The following is a 16,932-nucleotide window of genomic DNA, read 5'->3' as shown; positions in this document are numbered from 1 at the left end:
TAGAAAGTAAAGGAGAGGGAAAATGTTCGAACTCGTAGACAGCGCTCCAGCTAGTGCGGTTATCAAAGTTATCGGCGTGGGCGGCGGCGGCGGTAATGCTGTCAATCACATGGCGAAAAACAACATTGAAGGCGTTGAGTTCATCTGCGCTAACACCGATGCTCAGGCACTGAAAAACATCGGCGCACGTACCGTGCTGCAACTGGGCACTGCGGTGACCAAGGGCCTCGGTGCAGGTGCCAATCCAGAAGTCGGCCGTCAGGCGGCCATGGAAGATCGCGAGCGTATCGCTGAAGTGCTTGCTGGCACCGATATGGTCTTTATCACCACCGGCATGGGTGGCGGTACCGGTACTGGTGCGGCTCCTGTTATTGCTCAGGTGGCCAAGGAAATGGGCATTCTCACCGTTGCGGTGGTGACCCGTCCGTTCCCGTTTGAAGGCAAGAAGCGCATGCTGATCGCCGAAGAAGGCATCCGCGCGCTGTCGGAAAGTGTCGACTCACTGATCACCATCCCGAACGAAAAACTGCTGACCATCCTCGGTAAAGACGCAAGCCTCTTGTCGGCTTTCGCCAAGGCAGACGATGTACTGGCCGGTGCCGTGCGCGGTATCTCCGACATCATCAAGCGTCCGGGCATGATCAACGTCGACTTCGCTGACGTGAAAACCGTGATGAGCGAAATGGGCATGGCGATGATGGGCACTGGCTGCGCCAGCGGTCCTAACCGTGCACGTGAAGCCACCGAAGCGGCGATCCGTAACCCGCTGCTCGAAGACGTCAACCTGCAAGGCGCGCGCGGCATTCTGGTGAACATCACCGCCGGTCCTGACCTGTCCCTGGGTGAGTACTCCGACGTGGGTAACATCATCGAGCAGTTTGCCTCCGAGCACGCCACCGTCAAGGTCGGCACCGTGATCGATCCGGACATGCGCGACGAGCTGCACGTCACTGTAGTTGCCACCGGTTTGGGTGCCCGTATCGAGAAGCCGGTCAAGGTTATCGACAATACCGTGCAAGTTTCTGCCAGCACTGGCAGCAACGGCGCAGCCCCGGCGCGTGGCGAGCAGAGCGTCAACTACAAGGACTACGAGCGTCCTACCGTTCAGCGTCAAAGCCACGGCGGTGCGGCCACAGCGGCCAAGCTGAACCCGCAGGATGACCTGGACTACCTGGACATCCCGGCGTTCCTGCGTCGTCAGGCCGATTGATGAAATGTATCAGGAGTATTGGGGTGATTGGTGTTCAGCAAAGGCCGGTTCTGCTATCATCGCCGGCCATTGTTGAAAACAATTCGCAACTAGTGCTATAGCGGCCAAAGCCATGATCAGACAACGCACCCTGAAGAACATTATCCGCGCCACTGGCGTCGGCCTGCATTCCGGGGAAAAGGTATACCTGACCCTGAAGCCGGCACCCGTGGACACCGGTATCGTGTTCCGTCGTACCGACTTAGACCCTGTCGTGGAAATTCCCGCGCGTGCAGGCAATGTTGGTGAAACCACCATGTCGACCACCTTGGTCAATGGTGATGTCAAGGTGGATACGGTAGAGCACCTGCTTTCGGCCATGGCTGGCCTGGGCATCGATAACGCCTACGTCGAGCTCTCCGCGTCCGAAGTGCCGATCATGGATGGCAGTGCGGGCCCCTTTGTATTCCTGATTCGAATCTGCTGGTTTGCAAGAGCAGGAAGCCCATAAGAAGTTCATCCGTATTCTTCGCGAAGTCACAGTTGAAGAGGACGACAAGCGCGCCACCTTCGTGCCTTTTGAAGGGTTCAAGGTGAGCTTTGAGATCGATTTTGATCACCCGGTTTTCCGCAATCGCACCCAGTCCGCCAGCGTGGATTTCTCCAGCACCTCGTTTGTGAAGGAAGTCAGCCGCGCTCGCACCTTCGGTTTTATGCGTGACATCGAGTTCCTGCGTTCACAGAACCTGGCGCTCGGCGGCAGCGTAGATAACGCCATCGTGGTAGATGAGTTCAGTGTGTTGAACGAAGACGGCCTGCGTTACGAGGACGAATTTGTTAAGCACAAGATTCTCGATGCGATCGGTGACCTTTACCTGCTGGGTAATAGCCTGATTGGCGAGTTCAAGGGTTTCAAATCGGGGCATGCGCTGAACAATCGCCTGTTGCGCGCCCTGATCGAGCAAACCGATGCGTGGGAAGTTGTCACCTTTGATGACCCCAACACCGCGCCAATCTCTTACATGCGCCCAGTTGCGGCCGTGTAACGCAATACCCTCCTTACTTTGCTTTTCGAGGCCACCTTCGGGGGGCCTCTTTTTATCTGCGAGTAACCGGGTGATGCACTTATTCGCTGGGTTTGCCGTGCTTGGCCAGGCGCTCAAGGGCGGCGCGTAGCTTGGGGTCGCTGATACCATCGGCAGTGGCTTGGATGTTTTCTGCGGCGCTGCTGGACAGGCTGATTGTGCGACCCGGAGCACGCCTTTCGGCAGTCGGAGGTTGCACCTTGAACAGGATCTTCGTTAAGGTCGCGAATTCTTCGAGTGCCTGCAGTTGTTTCAACAAGCGTTTTTGTTGATAGCGCAGGCGCGTGGCCCAGTGGCCATCGGTGATGATCAATAGCAGGCAGCCCTCGCGCCATGACGCCACATGGCAGTGTTCGCGAGCAGCAGGCTGCAGCTGGCTTTCCAGCAGGTGTTGCAGGCGATCAATGCGTTGCGCTTGATTGAACAGCGCCTTCAGGGATTTCGCTTCGCGCAACAGCGCGGCGGGAGCCCGGGCCGGCAAAGGACGAAAAGTCATGGCAGGACGCCTGAAAAAGTGGAGCCGCCATGGTAGCAGAATCGCTGCTGCCGACTGACGCTTCACCACTAGGGGAAGGCCGTGCACATCATTCTACTTAGTCGGCACCACGGTGCCGCCCGTTCGCTCAGTCTGGATCTGCGCTGGTTGTTGCTGGCGTTGCTGCTGGCCCTCGGCGCGGCGCTGGCCAGCGGTGTGGCCGTTGGCGCCTGGTGGGCACCTGCGACGGTTAAGGTGCATGACGACACCCAGCTTAATCAGGTAATTGATCAACAGCGCGCCCAGGTTGGCGAAGTGCGCCGTGACGCGCAGCGTCAGCTGGATGCCTTCGCCGTGCATGTGGCCGAGCTGCAGGCGCGGCTGACTCGTCTGGATGCCTTGGGTGCGCGTCTCACCGAGTTGGCGGATCTGGATGCCAGCGAATTCGATTTCTCCCTTAATGTTGGCCAAGGTGGTGCTGAAGATGCCGTGGGCGATGCCGCCTATGCGCCACCGCCGTTTATGGACGAGCTTGATCGCCTAAGCGTGCGCCTGGACAGTCGTGAGCAGTTGCTGGAAGTGTTGGAGCAGATGATCGGTGACCGTCAGCTGAGTGAGGCCGAGTACCTGTCCGGCATGCCGGTGCGCCATGGCTATATGTCCTCACCCTTCGGCCGCCGCGTGCACCCGCTGACCGGGCGTAACACCCTGCATAAAGGTGTCGATTTTGCCGCCAAGCCGGGCAGCGATGTGGTTGCCGTCGCGGCTGGAGTGGTGAGTTTTGCCGGGGTCAAGTCGGGTTATGGCTATACCGTGGAGATCAGCCATGCTGACGGTTACACCACCCTTTATGCGCACAACCAGAGCAATCAGGTGCAGATCGGTGATCTGGTGCAGCGCGGCCAGACCATTGCCAAGGTCGGTCGTAGCGGCCGCGCCAGTGGTTACCATGTGCACTTCGAAGTTACCAAAGATGGCCGGGTGGTCAACCCAGCCAGCTATATAGCTCGGGTTAACGACGTGGAATAACGCCGCTTTCCTCGTTTGCGTTTCCGGGTAGAATGCCCCCTTCGCACGCAGCCATAAAGGCTGCATGGGTCGCTGTTCAGCCGCCCTCAATCCATACGCCTGGAAGATCCTGTCGATATGTTTGCGCCTTTGTTGAAAAAACTCTTTGGAAGCAAGAACGAGCGTGAAGTCAAACGCATGCTCAAGGCGGTGCAAGCCGTCAATGCCTTCGAGGAGCAGATGCTTGCCCTTTCTGATGAGCAACTGCGTGCCAAAACGGAGGAGTTCAAAGCCCGTCTGGCCAAAGGCGAAACCCTCGACCAGCTGCTTGCCGAAGCCTTTGCGGTAGCCCGCGAAGCCGGCAAGCGGGTGATGGGCATGCGCCACTTCGACGTGCAGTTGATCGGTGGTATGACCCTGCACGAAGGCAAGATCGCCGAGATGCGCACCGGTGAGGGTAAGACCCTGGTGGCGACCTTGGCGGTGTACCTCAATGCGCTGTCCGGCAAGGGCGTGCATGTGGTCACGGTCAACGACTACCTGGCCCGCCGCGACGCCAACTGGATGCGTCCGCTGTATGAATTCCTCGGCATGAGCGTGGGTATCGTTACCCCCTTTATGCCGCCGGAAGAGAAGCGCGAAGCCTACGCCGCCGATATCACCTACGGCACCAACAACGAATTCGGTTTCGATTACCTGCGCGACAACATGGCCTTCAGCCTGGAAGACAAATTCCAGCGCGAGCTGAATTTCGCCGTAATCGACGAAGTCGACTCCATTCTGATCGACGAAGCCCGTACCCCGCTGATCATCTCCGGCCAGGCCGAAGACAGCTCGCGCCTCTACACTGAAATCAACAAGCTGATCCCGCGCCTCAAGCTGCATGTTGAGGAAGAAGAGGGCGTTGTCACCCAGGAAGGCCACTACAAGGTCGACGAGAAGGCTCGCCAGGTTGAGTTGAACGAAGCGGGCCACCAGTTCGTTGAAGAAATGCTCACCGAAGTCGGCCTGCTGGCCGAGGGCGAAAGCCTGTATTCGGCGCATAACCTGGGCCTGCTGACCCACGTTTACTCAGGCCTGCGTGCGCACAAGCTGTTCAACCGCAACGTTGAATACATCGTGCAGAACAATCAGGTGCTGCTGATCGACGAACACACCGGCCGCACCATGCCCGGTCGTCGTCTGTCTGAAGGTCTGCACCAAGCGATTGAGGCCAAAGAAGGCCTGCCGATTCAGGCCGAGAGCCAAACCCTGGCCTCGACCACCTTCCAGAACTACTTCCGCCTGTACAGCAAGCTGTCCGGCATGACCGGTACGGCTGATACCGAAGCGTTCGAGTTCCACCAGATCTACGGTTTGGCGGTGATCGTGATCCCGACCAACCGTGCTCTGGCGCGTAAGGACTTCAACGACCTGGTCTACCTGACTGCGGAAGAGAAGTACGCGGCCATCGTCACGGACATCAAGGAAAGCATGGTCCTGGGGCGTCCGGTATTGGTCGGTACGGCCACCATCGAAACCTCTGAACGCATGTCGGCACTGCTCAACCAGGAAGGCATTGAGCACAAGGTGCTCAACGCCAAGTTCCACGAGAAAGAGGCCGAGATCATTGCCCAGGCCGGTCGTCCGGGTGCGCTGACCATTGCCACCAACATGGCCGGTCGCGGTACCGACATCCTGTTGGGCGGTAACTGGGAAGTTGAAGTTGCCAACCTGGAAAACGCGACACCTGAACAAATTGCGCAGATCAAGGCTGACTGGCAGAAGCGTCATCAGCAGGTGATCGAGTCGGGCGGTCTACATGTGATCGCCTCTGAACGTCACGAATCACGCCGTATCGACAACCAGCTGCGTGGTCGTGCGGGTCGCCAGGGTGACCCAGGTTCCAGCCGTTTCTACCTGTCGCTGGAAGATAGCCTGATGCGTATCTTCGCTTCGGACCGAGTGAAGAACTTTATGAAGGCCCTGGGCATGCAGCCCGGTGAAGCCATCGAGCATCGTATGGTCAGCAACGCCATCGAAAAAGCCCAGCGCAAGGTTGAAGGGCGCAACTTCGACATGCGTAAGCAACTGCTGGAATTCGACGACGTGGCCAACGAGCAGCGCAAAGTGATCTATCACATGCGCAACACGCTGCTGGCCGCCGACAATATCGGCGAAACCATCGCCGAGTTCCGTCAGGAAGTGCTGGATCACACCATCAACCAGCATATCGCGCCGCAGTCGCTGCCTGAGCAGTGGGATATCGCCGGCCTGGAAGAGGCGCTGTACAGCAGCTTCAACCTGCGCCTGCCGATCCAACAGTGGCTCGACGATGACCACAAGCTGTACGAAGAGACCCTGCGTGCGCGCATTCTTGAAGCGCTAATCAGCGCCTACAACGAGAAGGAAAACGAAGCCAGCGCCGAAGCCTTGCGCACTTTCGAGAAGCAGATTCTGCTGCGTGTACTCGACGACCTGTGGAAAGACCACCTGTCGACCATGGATCACCTGCGTCACGGCATTCACCTGCGCGGTTATGCGCAGAAGAACCCCAAGCAGGAATACAAGCGCGAGTCCTTTACCCTGTTCCAGGAGTTGCTGGATTCGATCAAGCGCGACACCATCCGCGTGCTCTCGCATGTGCAGGTGCGCCGTGAAGATCCGGCCGAAGAAGAAGCCCGCCTGCGTCGCGAGGCCGAAGCACTGGCCGAGCGCATGCAGTTCCAGCATGCAGAAGCTTCGGCTCTGCTGCCGCAAGCTACTGAAGAAGAGGGCGATCAGGCGGTTGCCGTGGCGCCAGTGCGCACCGAGCCGAAGATTGGCCGCAATGAGCCGTGCCCGTGTGGCTCCGGCAAGAAGTATAAGCATTGCCACGGTCAGGTTAACTAAGAACCTGTCTTGGACCTGCTGCGCGTCGGCGATACTGCGTTAAAAATGGCCTCGGAATGCTCATTTACAGCTCGTAAACTCCGCTTCCTCGGCCATTTTTGCCTTGTCTCGCTCTAGCTTGCGAGTCCCAAAACAGATTCTAAGCTGACCAGTGACGGCTTAAAGCGGGTTGAGCCGACAGTGAAGTTGGCTATGCTTGGCCCAGCTTGATAACGCCGCGAACGGTCTGACCGCTCGCGGCGTTTTACCATCGCAATCAGTCCTACCACCTCAAGGAGTGTTCTCTATGGCTGTTGGTCTTGGCCCGTTGTCTACCCTGCGCCCGGTTCCAGGTTTCGAGCTGGGCATCGCTTCGGCGGGCATCAAACGCCCAGGACGCAAGGATGTGGTGGTGATGCGCTGTGCCGAAGGCTCCAACGTAGCGGGTGTGTTCACCCTCAATGCGTTCTGCGCCGCACCGGTGATTCTGGCCAAGAAGCGCGTGCAGGGCAGCGTGCGTTACCTGCTGACCAACACCGGTAACGCCAACGCCGGCACCGGCGAGCCGGGCCTGCAGAATGCCATGCGCACCTGCGCCGCCCTGGCTCAGCTGACCAGTGTGGATGAAGGCGCTGTGCTGCCGTTCTCCACCGGGGTGATTGGCGAGCCGCTGCCGGTCGAGAAGATCGAAGGTGCGCTGCAGGCCGCCCTCGACGACTTGTCTGAGAACCATTGGGCTGAAGCGGCCACCGGCATCATGACCACCGACACCCTGCCCAAGGGCGCCAGCCGCCAGTTTGTGCACGATGGCGTTACCGTCACCGTAACCGGCATCAGCAAAGGCGCCGGTATGATTCGCCCGAATATGGCGACCATGCTCGGTTATATCGCCACTGACGCCAAGGTCGCGCGCAGCGTGCTGCAGGACCTGGTTCGTGATGCGGCGAACAAGTCGTTCAACCGCATCACCATCGACGGCGATACCTCGACCAACGACTGCTGCATGCTGATTGCCACGGGCAAGGCCGCCTTGCCGGAAATCACCCAGGCCAGTGGTGATCTGTTCGCCAAGCTCAAGGAAGCGGTGTTCAGCGTCTTCATGGAAGTGGCCCAGGCCATCGTGCGCGATGGTGAAGGCGCGACCAAGTTCGTCACCGTGCAGGTCAACGGCGGCGCGACCCACCAGGAGTGCCTGGATGTCGGTTATGCGGTGGCTCATTCGCCGCTGATCAAGACCGCGCTGTTTGCCTCCGACCCTAACTGGGGGCGCATTCTCGCGGCCGTCGGTTATGCCGGTGTGGCGCAACTGGATGTCAGCCTGATCGACGTGTTCCTCGGTGATGTGTGTATCGCCAGCCGTGGCTGCCGCGCCGCCAGTTACACCGAAGAGCAGGGCGCCGCCGTGATGGCCAAGGAAGAGATCACCATCCGCATCGAGCTGGGCCGTGGTGGCTGCAGCGAGACCATCTGGACCACCGACCTGTCCCATGAGTACGTGAAGATCAACGCCGAGTACCGCACCTGATCTGCCACGCATCTGCTGTTTGACGGCCCGCATTCCCGTTGTTCATGCCCCCATGAACAACGGGAATTTGCTATTGCCCAGGTCGCCTTTTAAGGTCATTCGACCTTCTCGTATTGAGCGCAGCCCATGTCACTTACTCTGGTTATCGGCGACAAAACCTATTCGTCCTGGTCGCTGCGTGCGGCGCTGGCCCTTGAGCTGACCGGCGCGCCTTATGCCGAACAGCTGATTACCCTGAACCGGCCTGATACCCGCGCGCAGATTTTGCAGCACTCGCCGACCGGTAAGGTGCCGCTGCTGATCAGTGATGACGGCGCTATTTGGGACTCCCTGGCGATTGGCGAATACCTGGCCGAATGCTTCCCTGCGGCTCAGCTATGGCCGCAGGCGCGGGACGCCCGCGCACTGGCGCGCAGTGCCTGCGCCGAGATGCACAGCGGTTTTGTCGCGCTGCGCACGCATATGCCCATGGACCTCAAGCGTGACAAGGCGCTGGCTGAAATACCGACTGATGTCGTGGCTGATATTCAGCGCATCTGCGCTTTGTGGGCCGAGTGCCGACAGCGCTTTGGCCTGGGTGGTGGCTTTCTGTTTGGTAAGCCCAGCCTGGCCGATGCTTTCTTTGCCCCGGTGGCGGCGCGCCTGCGCAGTTATCAGGTGGCGCTACCTGCAGAGGCTGCCGCCTATGTCGAGAGTATCTATCAGTGGCCGGCGTTTCAGCGCTGGTATCAAACCGCCCAGGAGGAGCATCTGGCGTGAAACGTATCCATGTAGCCGCTGCAGTTATTCGTGGCGTGGACGGGCAGATCCTCCTCGCCAAACGGCCCGAGGATAAGCACCAGGGCGGCCTTTGGGAGTTTCCCGGTGGCAAGGTCGAGGTCGGCGAAGCGGTCCAGGCAGCACTGGCCCGTGAGCTGGAAGAGGAGCTGGGCATTCGCCCCAGCGCCGCGCGGCCGCTGATTCAGGTGCGTCACGATTACCCGGATAAGCAGGTGCTGCTGGACGTCTGGGAGGTCTCGGCCTTTACCGGCGAGCCACACGGCGCCGAAGGCCAGCCGCTGGCCTGGGTCAGCCCTCGGCAGTTGAGCGATTATGAGTTTCCCGCCGCCAATCGGCCGATTGTCGCGGCGGCGCGTTTACCCGAGCGTTATCTGATCACTCCGGAAGGTTTGAGTGGGCCAGAGCTTTTGCGCGGTATCCAGGCCGCGCTGAAAAACGGTATTCGTTTGCTGCAACTGCGTGCCCCGGCGATGTTTGATGCGCAGTACCGCGACATTGCCGTGGATGCCCTCGGCCTCTGTGCGGGCAAAGCGCAGCTGATGCTCAAAGGCCCGCTGGAATGGCTGGGCGACTTTCCCGCCGCCGGCTGGCACCTGACGGCGCAGCAGTTGCGCGAGTTGAGCGCTGGCGGTCGACCGTTTCCAACGCAGCGCTGGCTGGCGGCCTCCTGTCACAGTTCGCAGGAGCTGGAGCTGGCCACGCAGATGGGCGTGGATTTCATCACCCTGTCCCCCGTGCAAGCCACCCAGACCCATCCCGATGCGCAGCCGCTGGGCTGGGCGCAGGTTGCCGAGCTGCTACAGGGCTTTAATCAGCCGGCCTATCTGCTGGGCGGGGTTACCCCTGCCGATGTCGAGCGCGCCTGGCAGGTTGGCGCTCAGGGCGTGGCGGGGATTCGCGCGTTCTGGCCCGAGTGAATCCATTTATGTGCCTGTCAGACCGAGTTCGTTGATGCCTGTTGAAGCCCGCTCCCCCTCGAATATGCGCCCCAGCACCCTGCACTTGCCCCGTGGTAACTGGGTGACGGTGTTCGAGTGCCTATGCGCGCATTTTCCGGCGATTGCACCGGCGGTGTGGCAAGAGCGGATCGCCCGTGGTCGGGTGCTGGACGCCCAGGGCCAGCCGCTCGGCATGCAGGCTGCGTATCGCGAAGGGCTCAAAGTGCACTATTTTCGCGAAGTACCGGCGGAGAAGCCGATTCCCTTTGTAGAAACCCTGCTGCATATCGATGAGCACTTGCTGGTGGCTGACAAACCACATTTTCTGCCGGTGATGCCCGCCGGTGAATACGTGGAGCAGACCCTGCAGGCACGTCTGGCCAAGCGTTTAGGCAATGCCGACCTGGTGCCGCTGCACCGGATTGATCGGCACACCGCCGGCCTGGTGCTGTTTTCCACCAATCGGCAGAGCCGTGGTCAGTACCAGGCGCTGTTTCGTCTGCGGCAGATGAACAAGTGCTACGAGGCGTTGGCAGCCGCCTTGCCGCAGCTGGAGTTTCCGCTGCTGCGGGCGACGCGGCTGGAGGGGGCTGAGCCGTTCTTTCGTATGCAGGAGGTGGCCGGTGAGGCCAATACCGAAACCCGCATCGAAGTCGCCCAGCGCCTGGGTGAGCACTGGTTGTATCGGCTGTATCCGGTCACCGGCAAGAAGCACCAGCTGCGCGTGCACCTGGCCGCGCTGGGTGCACCGATCCTCAATGATCCGTTCTATCCCGAGGTCACCGATGCTCCCGGTACGCCGGATGACTACAGCAAACCGCTAAAGCTGCTGGCCCGTGGCCTGGCGTTCGATGACCCGATCACGGGTGAGCGGCGCTGTTTCGAAAGTGGCCTGAGTCTGCTGTAGGGCGGACATGGCGAAGCTTTGTCCGCCGATACCTTTCAGGTGGACAAGCTGCGCATGTCCACCCTACGCGGTTGGTGGTTTGGCGGCTGCCTGCCAGAGCACTTCATCAATCCCCTGGCGCTTGGCGATCAGCCGTGCGGCGACGAACAACAGGTCGGACAGGCGGTTGACGTAGGCCAGGCCAACGCCGCGAATCGGCTCTACGGCGTTCAGGTGCTGACAGCGGCGCTCGGCGCTGCGGGCCAGGCTGCGGCACACGTGGGCCTGGGCAATCAGGCGCGAGCCGCCGGGCAGGATGAAATTCTCCAGTGGGCCGACTTCGTCGTTCCAGCGGTCGATAGCCGCCTCCAGCCGCTCGATTTCCGTGGCCTGCAGGGCCTGGTAATCCGGCATCGCCAGTTCGCCACCGAGGTCGAACAGGCGGTGCTGGCAGGGCGCGAGTACCTCGATGATTTCGGCCAAGCCTGGGCATTGGGCTTGCTGTTCGGCAAGCTCGGCTAGCAGCAAACCGAGTTGGCTGTTCAATGTGTCCACCTCGCCCATGGCGTCGACCCGAGGGTGATCCTTGGTCACGCGGCGGCCATCGGCCAGGCCTGTTTCGCCGGCGTCGCCGGTGCGGGTGTAGATTTTCGAGAGTCGGTAACCCATGTTCAGAGACCTGTGTCGGGCGTGGCGGTGGTCATTGGCAGACGCAGGGTGAAGCAGGTGCCCTGGCCGGCTTTGGATTGCACTTCCATCTGCCCTTTGTGGTTGTTGGTGATGATGAAGTAGGACACCGATAGCCCGAGCCCGGTGCCCTGGCCGACTTCCTTGGTGGTAAAGAACGGCTCGAAGATGCGCTTGCGCACTGACTCTGGCATGCCGACGCCATTGTCTTCCACCTGGATTTCCGCCCAAGGCGGCGCCAGGCGCACGCGTAGAGTGATCTGCCCTGGCGTTAAAGTGTCATCGCGCTGGTGGATGGCCTGGGCGGCGTTTTTCAGCAGGTTGAGCAGCACCTGCTCCAGTTCGTTGGCGGTGGCCGGCACAGAAGGCAGGTCGGCGGCAAACTCACGCTGGATGTTCAGGCTTTTGAAATCGAAACTCTCGGTCAGGTCGAAGTCATTGCCGGCGATTTCCAGTGCCTGATCGACCAGCGCCGGCAATTGGCAGGGGGCCAGCTGGCGGTCGCTGCGGCGGCTGAAGTTGAGCATATGGCTGACGATCTTCGCCGCACGGCTGCCGGCCTGCTGGATGCCGTCGAGCAGGCGCGGAATCTCCCTGGCTTGCAGGTAGCGGTCGATGGCTTCTAGGCAGATGCCGGCCTGTTCGGCCTGTTCGTGGTTCTTTGCCAGCTCTGGCGACAGGCGCCGGCGAATGTTCTGCACGTTATGCAGGATGGCCCCCAGCGGGTTGTTGATCTCGTGCGCCATGCCGGCGGCAAGGCCTCCGACCGAGAGCATCTTCTCCGATTGCACCATCATTTCTTCCAGATTCAGGCGCTGGGTGATGTCATCAATACGAATCACCACGCCGCTGCCGCCCATTAGTGGGTAGAAGGTCAGGGCGAAGTGATGCGGCTGCTCGTTACTGCCCCAGGTGACCCGTTCGATCTTTTCCACCTGATGCTGCTCGACGGTGCGTTTGAGCTGCGGCAGGAAGGGCTTGAGCAGTGGAAAGGCGAGGAACACCGGTTGGTTCAGTGCCTCGTCCAGGCGGGTGCCGGAGAGGCTGCTGGCTTCCTTGTTCCACTGGGTGACGTAGAGCTGTTCGTCGAGGGCGATCAGCGCTGAGGGCATGGAGTCGATGATGCTGTTGAGGTACTTCTGAAAGCCGGTGAGCTTTTTCTCGATCTTGCCGCGCACCTGCACTTCCAGCTCCAGCTTGCGGTTGGAGCGGCGGGTTTCCTCCGCAAGGTGCTGCGCTTGGTCGAAGGCTTGCTGGGCGTCGTCGCGGGCGCGTTTTAGCTGCTGCTCGCGGGCTTCGATGCGCATCAGCATGGTATTGAAGGCTTCGGCCAGGCTGCCGATTTCGTCGCGGTTGCCGCGTCGCGCGCGCAGGGCGTAGTTCTCTTCGCGGGTGACCTGGCGTGAGAGCTCTTCCAGGCGGCGGATCGGCCGGGTGATCAGGCGGCGTACCTGGCGCGAGACGATCAGCCAAAACAGTACGCTCAACGCCAGAATCACGAGGCTGGCGGTCAAGGTGCCGGTGTAGAACACCCCTGGCAGCTCGCTGGAGGCTACCAGCAGCAGATGGCCGGAGTTGCCCTTGGCTTGTGGCAATTCGACCAGCTGGTTGATACGAAACTCGTTGTGGCGCCAGGATTCGACCTCTTCGACGCGCTGCGGCAGCTGCAGTTTGCGGCCGCGCTGCAGTTGCGCCAGATTCAGGCCCTCGGCGTCATAGATCACCGCCGCGCGCAGCGGTGTGTAGTCATCCAGGCGTCTGAGCAGGGCTTTTGCCGCTTCGGGGGAACGGAGTGCTTCTGCACTCAACGGTGGGCTGGCAATCAGTCGGCCGAGGGTGTGTAGGGCCTGGGGCGCCACGCTTTCCTGAGAGATCCAGTAGGCCGCGCTGATAAAGGCCAGGTTGGCCACCAGCAGCACGGTGGCGAGCAAAGCCAGCAGGGCGACCAGCAGCTTGCGGCCGACCGGTAGATTTTCGAGGCTTTGGCGCAGGGGCATGGCGGGCTGTCGCGATGGTGGAAGTGCTGGCAGGTTAACGCGGGCCTCAGTGGCTGGGCAATCTGCGTGCGTCGAGGTGGGCCAGCAGCTGGCTGTGCAGCGCCTGTAGATGCGGCAGCAGCAATTGATGGCGTTGTGCGGCGTTGCAGGCATAGCCCAGCAGGTAGGCGATTTCCGTGCGCCGGCCCTGGCTGACATCCTGGTGCATGGAAGAGTAGTTGGCAGCGGTGGCCTGGATCACCCGTTGTACGTCGTCATGCAGGTCCGTGGCGGCTGCGCTGTGGCCACAGCGGTGCAGCAGCTCACTCAGTTCGCTGCACAGGCAGGCGATGTGCGCCGGGTGTTCGCGCAGCCCGCCATTGCGACAGTCGTGCAGTACGGTCAGCGGGTTAATCGCGCAGTTCAGTGCCAGTTTGCGCCACAGCCGGCTGAGGATATCCAGGCTCCAGTCGTGAACAATGCCGGCTTGGTGCAAGTCGTCTAGCCAGGTGGGCGGCTGCAGATCAAGCGGGTCGCCGAACCAGGTGTGGCCGTGGCCGGCAAATACCACCTGAAAATCCGCCTGACGAAACGCGCCTTCGGTGCTGGAGGCAAAGATGCAGCGTGCTTGGGGGGCGGCGCGGGCGACTTCGTCCTGACTGCCGAGGCCATTTTGCAGCAAGAGGATTTCGGCGCCAGGAGCCAGGCGTGGCGCCAGTTGGCTTACCGCTGCAGCGGCGTCATAGGCTTTGCAGGCGAGCAGCAGGCGTTGGATCGGCTGGGGCTGATCGACCGTTTGTGCGGGGATGGCGTACTGCTGCGCCTGGCCCTGTTCAACCAGCGTCAACCCGCCGGCTTGTTGATAGCTGTGCAGGCGCGCCGAGTCGCGCAGGAGTAGTTGCACCGGCAGGCCAGCGCGCGCTAAACGCGTCGCCCACAGGGTGCCGAGGCTGCCGGCGCCGAGGATATGCCACATGCTGGGCGCGGCTTATTGCGGCAAAGACAGGCGCAAGGCGGTCACCAGCCCGGTACTGTGTGATTCGGGCAGTATCCTGGCCGCGTGGTCGGTGATTTGCTCCGGAGTGATGGGCAGGCCTTTGGCGTCCAGGCCGACCAGGCTGATACCGGCCTTGAGGCTGATAAAGCCTTCGCTGGTCTTGAACGCCTTGAGGTTGATGCCTTCATGCAGGCGCTTGAAGCTGCTGGGCGAGCACTCATGCAGGTCGATCAGCAGGGTGATCAGGCCGAAGTGGCTTTCATCCAGGCGCACCAGCACATCCAGCGGCCGCACCAGCTGTTGCAAGCGACGGGCTACGCCGGTGAGCAGTTCGTTGTAGAAAGCATCGCCATACTGCTGGTGCAGTTCTTGCACGTCCTGCAGGCCAATCAGCAGGTAGCACAGGGCGCCACCTCGGGATTCGACCTGGCGCAGGCTGTCGAGCATTTTCTGGTGCAGGTAACGGCTGTTGCCGAGGCCCGTGAGTGGGTCGATCAGATTACGTTGTTCCAGGCTGGCGATGTTTTCGGTGAGCAGGCGATTTTCCTGCAATAGACGCTGCAGGGTGTTGCACAGGCGGTCTGCGGCGTATACGCGGGGCACCAGTTGCTCGTTCATTGCCGCCTTGTTGATGAAGTCATCGACGCCGCTGTCGAAGGCTTCGCCCAGTACGTTTTCGCCTTCCTTGCCGGTGAGCAGAATGACGTAGGTGTAGTGGTGGACCATTTCATCGAACTGGCGCACCTGCACGGTCAGCTCCAGGCCGTTCATTTCCGGCATCAGCCAGTCGGCGAGCAAAACACTGGCGGGGCGCTGTTCGAGCAGGCTGATGGCTTCGGCTGCGCTGCTGGCGAAACGGAGGTCCTGATAGCCCGCCTGGGTCAGGGCACGCCCGATCATGGCGCTGGAGAACTTGGCGTCATCGACGACCAAAATACTCAGATGGGGGGTAGGCATGGGCAGGCTCGCTAGGAGGAAATCACATGGGCCCGATACTTCGCCGGGCAGTGTATGTTGCTACCGCTATATAATGGTCGGGTTTTTTTACCGTCAAGCCAGGCGTGTCCTGTTCGTGATGCAGGGCGCGCCGTCTATCTGGAGTAAGCCCATGCCCTCGTTCGACGTGGTGTCCGAGTTGGACAAACATGAAGTGACCAACGCCATCGACAGCGCTATCAAAGAGCTGGACCGTCGTTATGACCTGCGCGGTAAAGGTAGCTTTGAGCTGAAAGAGCTGACTGTCAACCTGACAGCCGATGCGGATTTTCAGTTGGAACAGATGGTTGAGATTCTCAAGCTCTGTCTGGTCAAACGCAAGATCGATGTGCAGTGCCTGGAGTTCAAAGATGCTTACCCTTCGGGCAAGAGCGTCAAGCAGGAAGTGATCTTGCGCGAAGGCATCGAAAAAGACCTGGCGAAGAAGATTGTTGCGCACGTTAAAGATAGCAAGCTCAAAGTGCAGGCCGCGATTCAGGGTGAGCAAGTGCGCATCACTGGCAAGAAGCGCGATGACTTGCAGGAAGCGATTGCCGCCCTGCGTGCCAAGGACTTTGGCATGCCATTGCAGTTCAACAACTTCCGCGATTGATTGGTGAGTGTTGAACCTTGCCGCTGTACGGGCGTCGCAACGGTGTGGGTACAGTAAAACCGCCACGGCTTGCCGTGGCGGTTTGTTTTCAAAGGCTTACAAGGATTAACAAATGGATATGAGCGTCGAACAACTGGTGAAAATGTCCGAGGCCTGGTTGCCTGTGGTGCTGGAGTACAGCGGCAAGCTGACGCTGGCCTTGATCACGATGCTGATCGGTTGGTGGCTGGTCAGCAAACTCACCAGCAGCATTGGCCGTTTGCTCAATATGCGTCAGGTCGACCGCGCGCTGAGCAGTTTTATCTGCAGTCTGGTTGGCATCGTACTGAAGGTGTTGCTGCTGGTCAGCGTGGCCTCGATGATTGGTGTGGAAACCACTTCCTTTATCGCGGTGATCGGTGCTGCTGGCCTGGCGATTGGCTTGGCCTTGCAGGGCAGCCTGGCTAACTTCGCTGGCGGCGTATTGATTATGTTGTTTCGTCCGTTTCGCGCCGGTGACTGGATTGAGGCGCAGGGCGTGTCGGGCAGCGTCGACAGCATTCAGATCTTCCATACCACGCTGAAAACTGCTGATAACAAAGTGGTGATCGTGCCCAACGGAAGCCTGTCGAATGGCCATATCACCAACTACTCGCGTGAATCCACGCGGCGTGTCGATATCAATTTGGGTATCGATTACTCAAGTGACATCAAGCAGGCCCGCGAGGTGTTGTTGAACATCGCCAAGGACCCTCGCGTGCGTCAAGACCCCGCGCCGGCAGTGTTTGTGACTGGGCTGGGTGATAGCGCGATCAACCTTTCATTGCGTATTTGGGTGGCAACACCGGATTTTTGGCCGGTCACCTTCGCTTTTACCGAACAGGCCAAGGAGCGCCTGAGCGAGGCGGGTATCGGCATTCCATTCCCGCAGCGGGTGGTGCATCTGGTGCAGCAGCCCTCTGCGTGATG

At 60.4% G+C, this 16,932-nt stretch carries 13 protein-coding genes and 2 pseudogenes; 10 read left to right on the top strand and 5 right to left on the bottom strand.

All coding sequences use genetic code 11. The annotated features are described in order from the left end of the window. Positions 1–22: 22 nt before the first annotated feature. The gene (ftsZ, locus tag AC0T4W_RS17095; protein WP_476320999.1) at positions 23–1,210 is read left to right on the top strand and encodes a cell division protein FtsZ; all 1,188 of its coding nucleotides are present in this window, start codon (positions 23–25) and stop codon (positions 1,208–1,210) included. 112 nt (positions 1,211–1,322) lie between these two features. Continuing rightward, positions 1,323–2,235 (top strand): annotated as a pseudogene (gene lpxC, locus AC0T4W_RS17090) (UDP-3-O-acyl-N-acetylglucosamine deacetylase). A gap of 79 nt (positions 2,236–2,314) precedes the next feature. Here the strand turns inward: lpxC and AC0T4W_RS17085 are convergent. After that, positions 2,315–2,770 (bottom strand): DUF721 domain-containing protein, encoded by a 456-nt coding sequence (locus AC0T4W_RS17085; protein ID WP_476320997.1) that lies wholly within the window; start codon positions 2,768–2,770, stop codon positions 2,315–2,317. A gap of 81 nt (positions 2,771–2,851) precedes the next feature. On the opposite strand from AC0T4W_RS17085, the gene AC0T4W_RS17080 reads away from it, so the two are divergent. From AC0T4W_RS17080 to AC0T4W_RS17055, 6 genes are all read left to right on the top strand, one after another. Next, positions 2,852–3,778, top strand: coding sequence for a M23 family metallopeptidase (locus tag AC0T4W_RS17080; RefSeq protein ID WP_476320995.1), 927 nt, complete (start codon positions 2,852–2,854; stop codon positions 3,776–3,778). Between the two features lie 117 nt (positions 3,779–3,895). After that, a complete protein-coding gene (secA, locus tag AC0T4W_RS17075) occupies positions 3,896–6,628 on the top strand; it encodes a preprotein translocase subunit SecA (RefSeq protein WP_476320993.1) in 2,733 nt (910 codons plus the stop codon). Between the two features lie 286 nt (positions 6,629–6,914). Then, a complete protein-coding gene (gene argJ / locus AC0T4W_RS17070; RefSeq protein WP_476320991.1) occupies positions 6,915–8,132 on the top strand; it encodes a bifunctional glutamate N-acetyltransferase/amino-acid acetyltransferase ArgJ in 1,218 nt (405 codons plus the stop codon). Positions 8,133–8,258: 126 nt separating this feature from the next. Then, positions 8,259–8,891, top strand: a complete 633-nt coding sequence (locus tag AC0T4W_RS17065) for a glutathione S-transferase family protein (protein WP_476320989.1) — start codon at positions 8,259–8,261, stop codon at positions 8,889–8,891. Then, a complete protein-coding gene (locus AC0T4W_RS17060) occupies positions 8,888–9,829 on the top strand; it encodes a Nudix family hydrolase (RefSeq protein ID WP_476320987.1) in 942 nt (313 codons plus the stop codon). The genes AC0T4W_RS17065 and AC0T4W_RS17060 overlap by 4 nt, the downstream gene beginning before the upstream one ends. Positions 9,830–9,863: 34 nt before the next feature. Continuing rightward, positions 9,864–10,757, top strand: a complete 894-nt coding sequence (locus AC0T4W_RS17055; protein ID WP_476320985.1) for an RluA family pseudouridine synthase — start codon at positions 9,864–9,866, stop codon at positions 10,755–10,757. A gap of 63 nt (positions 10,758–10,820) precedes the next feature. On the opposite strand, the gene AC0T4W_RS17050 is transcribed toward AC0T4W_RS17055, so the two are convergent. From AC0T4W_RS17050 to AC0T4W_RS17035, 4 genes and pseudogenes are all read right to left on the bottom strand, one after another. Next, positions 10,821–11,405 carry a cob(I)yrinic acid a,c-diamide adenosyltransferase gene (locus AC0T4W_RS17050; RefSeq protein ID WP_476320983.1) on the bottom strand — a complete coding sequence of 195 codons (585 nt, stop codon included), beginning with the start codon at positions 11,403–11,405 and terminating at the stop codon, positions 10,821–10,823. 2 nt (positions 11,406–11,407) lie between these two features. Further along, a complete protein-coding gene (locus AC0T4W_RS17045; RefSeq protein ID WP_476320981.1) occupies positions 11,408–13,420 on the bottom strand; it encodes a sensor histidine kinase in 2,013 nt (670 codons plus the stop codon). A gap of 46 nt (positions 13,421–13,466) precedes the next feature. Then, positions 13,467–14,375, bottom strand: coding sequence for a putative 2-dehydropantoate 2-reductase (locus AC0T4W_RS17040; RefSeq protein ID WP_476320979.1), 909 nt, complete (start codon positions 14,373–14,375; stop codon positions 13,467–13,469). A gap of 110 nt (positions 14,376–14,485) precedes the next feature. Further along, positions 14,486–15,362: pseudogene (locus AC0T4W_RS17035) on the bottom strand (GGDEF domain-containing response regulator); the annotation flags it as partial. 142 nt (positions 15,363–15,504) lie between these two features. Here AC0T4W_RS17035 and AC0T4W_RS17030 point away from each other — a divergent pair. Continuing rightward, positions 15,505–15,984, top strand: a complete 480-nt coding sequence (locus AC0T4W_RS17030) for a YajQ family cyclic di-GMP-binding protein (protein WP_422579639.1) — start codon at positions 15,505–15,507, stop codon at positions 15,982–15,984. Between the two features lie 112 nt (positions 15,985–16,096). Beyond that, positions 16,097–16,930: a mechanosensitive ion channel family protein gene (locus AC0T4W_RS17025; protein WP_476320977.1), complete on the top strand. Its 834-nt coding sequence runs from the start codon at positions 16,097–16,099 to the stop codon at positions 16,928–16,930. Positions 16,931–16,932 lie beyond the last annotated feature (2 nt).

The organism is Pseudomonas sp. C7.1, assembly GCF_056312395.1.
The sequence above is the reverse complement of the archived record's forward strand: the minus strand, read 5'-3'. Positions and strand labels throughout refer to the sequence as shown.

Bases quoted from the DNA above. Each gene is read 5' to 3' on its own strand.
- ftsZ (WP_476320999.1), top strand. From the start codon at position 23: ATGTTCGAACTCGTAGACAGCGCTCCAGCTAGTGCGGTTATCAAAGTT.
- AC0T4W_RS17045 (WP_476320981.1), bottom strand. From the start codon at position 13,420: ATGCCCCTGCGCCAAAGCCTCGAAAATCTACCGGTCGGCCGCAAGCTG.
- AC0T4W_RS17040 (WP_476320979.1), bottom strand. From the start codon at position 14,375: ATGTGGCATATCCTCGGCGCCGGCAGCCTCGGCACCCTGTGGGCGACG.
- AC0T4W_RS17030 (WP_422579639.1), top strand. From the start codon at position 15,505: ATGCCCTCGTTCGACGTGGTGTCCGAGTTGGACAAACATGAAGTGACC.
- secA (WP_476320993.1), top strand. From the start codon at position 3,896: ATGTTTGCGCCTTTGTTGAAAAAACTCTTTGGAAGCAAGAACGAGCGT.
- AC0T4W_RS17050 (WP_476320983.1), bottom strand. From the start codon at position 11,405: ATGGGTTACCGACTCTCGAAAATCTACACCCGCACCGGCGACGCCGGC.
- AC0T4W_RS17065 (WP_476320989.1), top strand. From the start codon at position 8,259: ATGTCACTTACTCTGGTTATCGGCGACAAAACCTATTCGTCCTGGTCG.
- AC0T4W_RS17025 (WP_476320977.1), top strand. From the start codon at position 16,097: ATGGATATGAGCGTCGAACAACTGGTGAAAATGTCCGAGGCCTGGTTG.
- AC0T4W_RS17085 (WP_476320997.1), bottom strand. From the start codon at position 2,770: ATGACTTTTCGTCCTTTGCCGGCCCGGGCTCCCGCCGCGCTGTTGCGC.
- AC0T4W_RS17055 (WP_476320985.1), top strand. From the start codon at position 9,864: ATGCCTGTTGAAGCCCGCTCCCCCTCGAATATGCGCCCCAGCACCCTG.
- argJ (WP_476320991.1), top strand. From the start codon at position 6,915: ATGGCTGTTGGTCTTGGCCCGTTGTCTACCCTGCGCCCGGTTCCAGGT.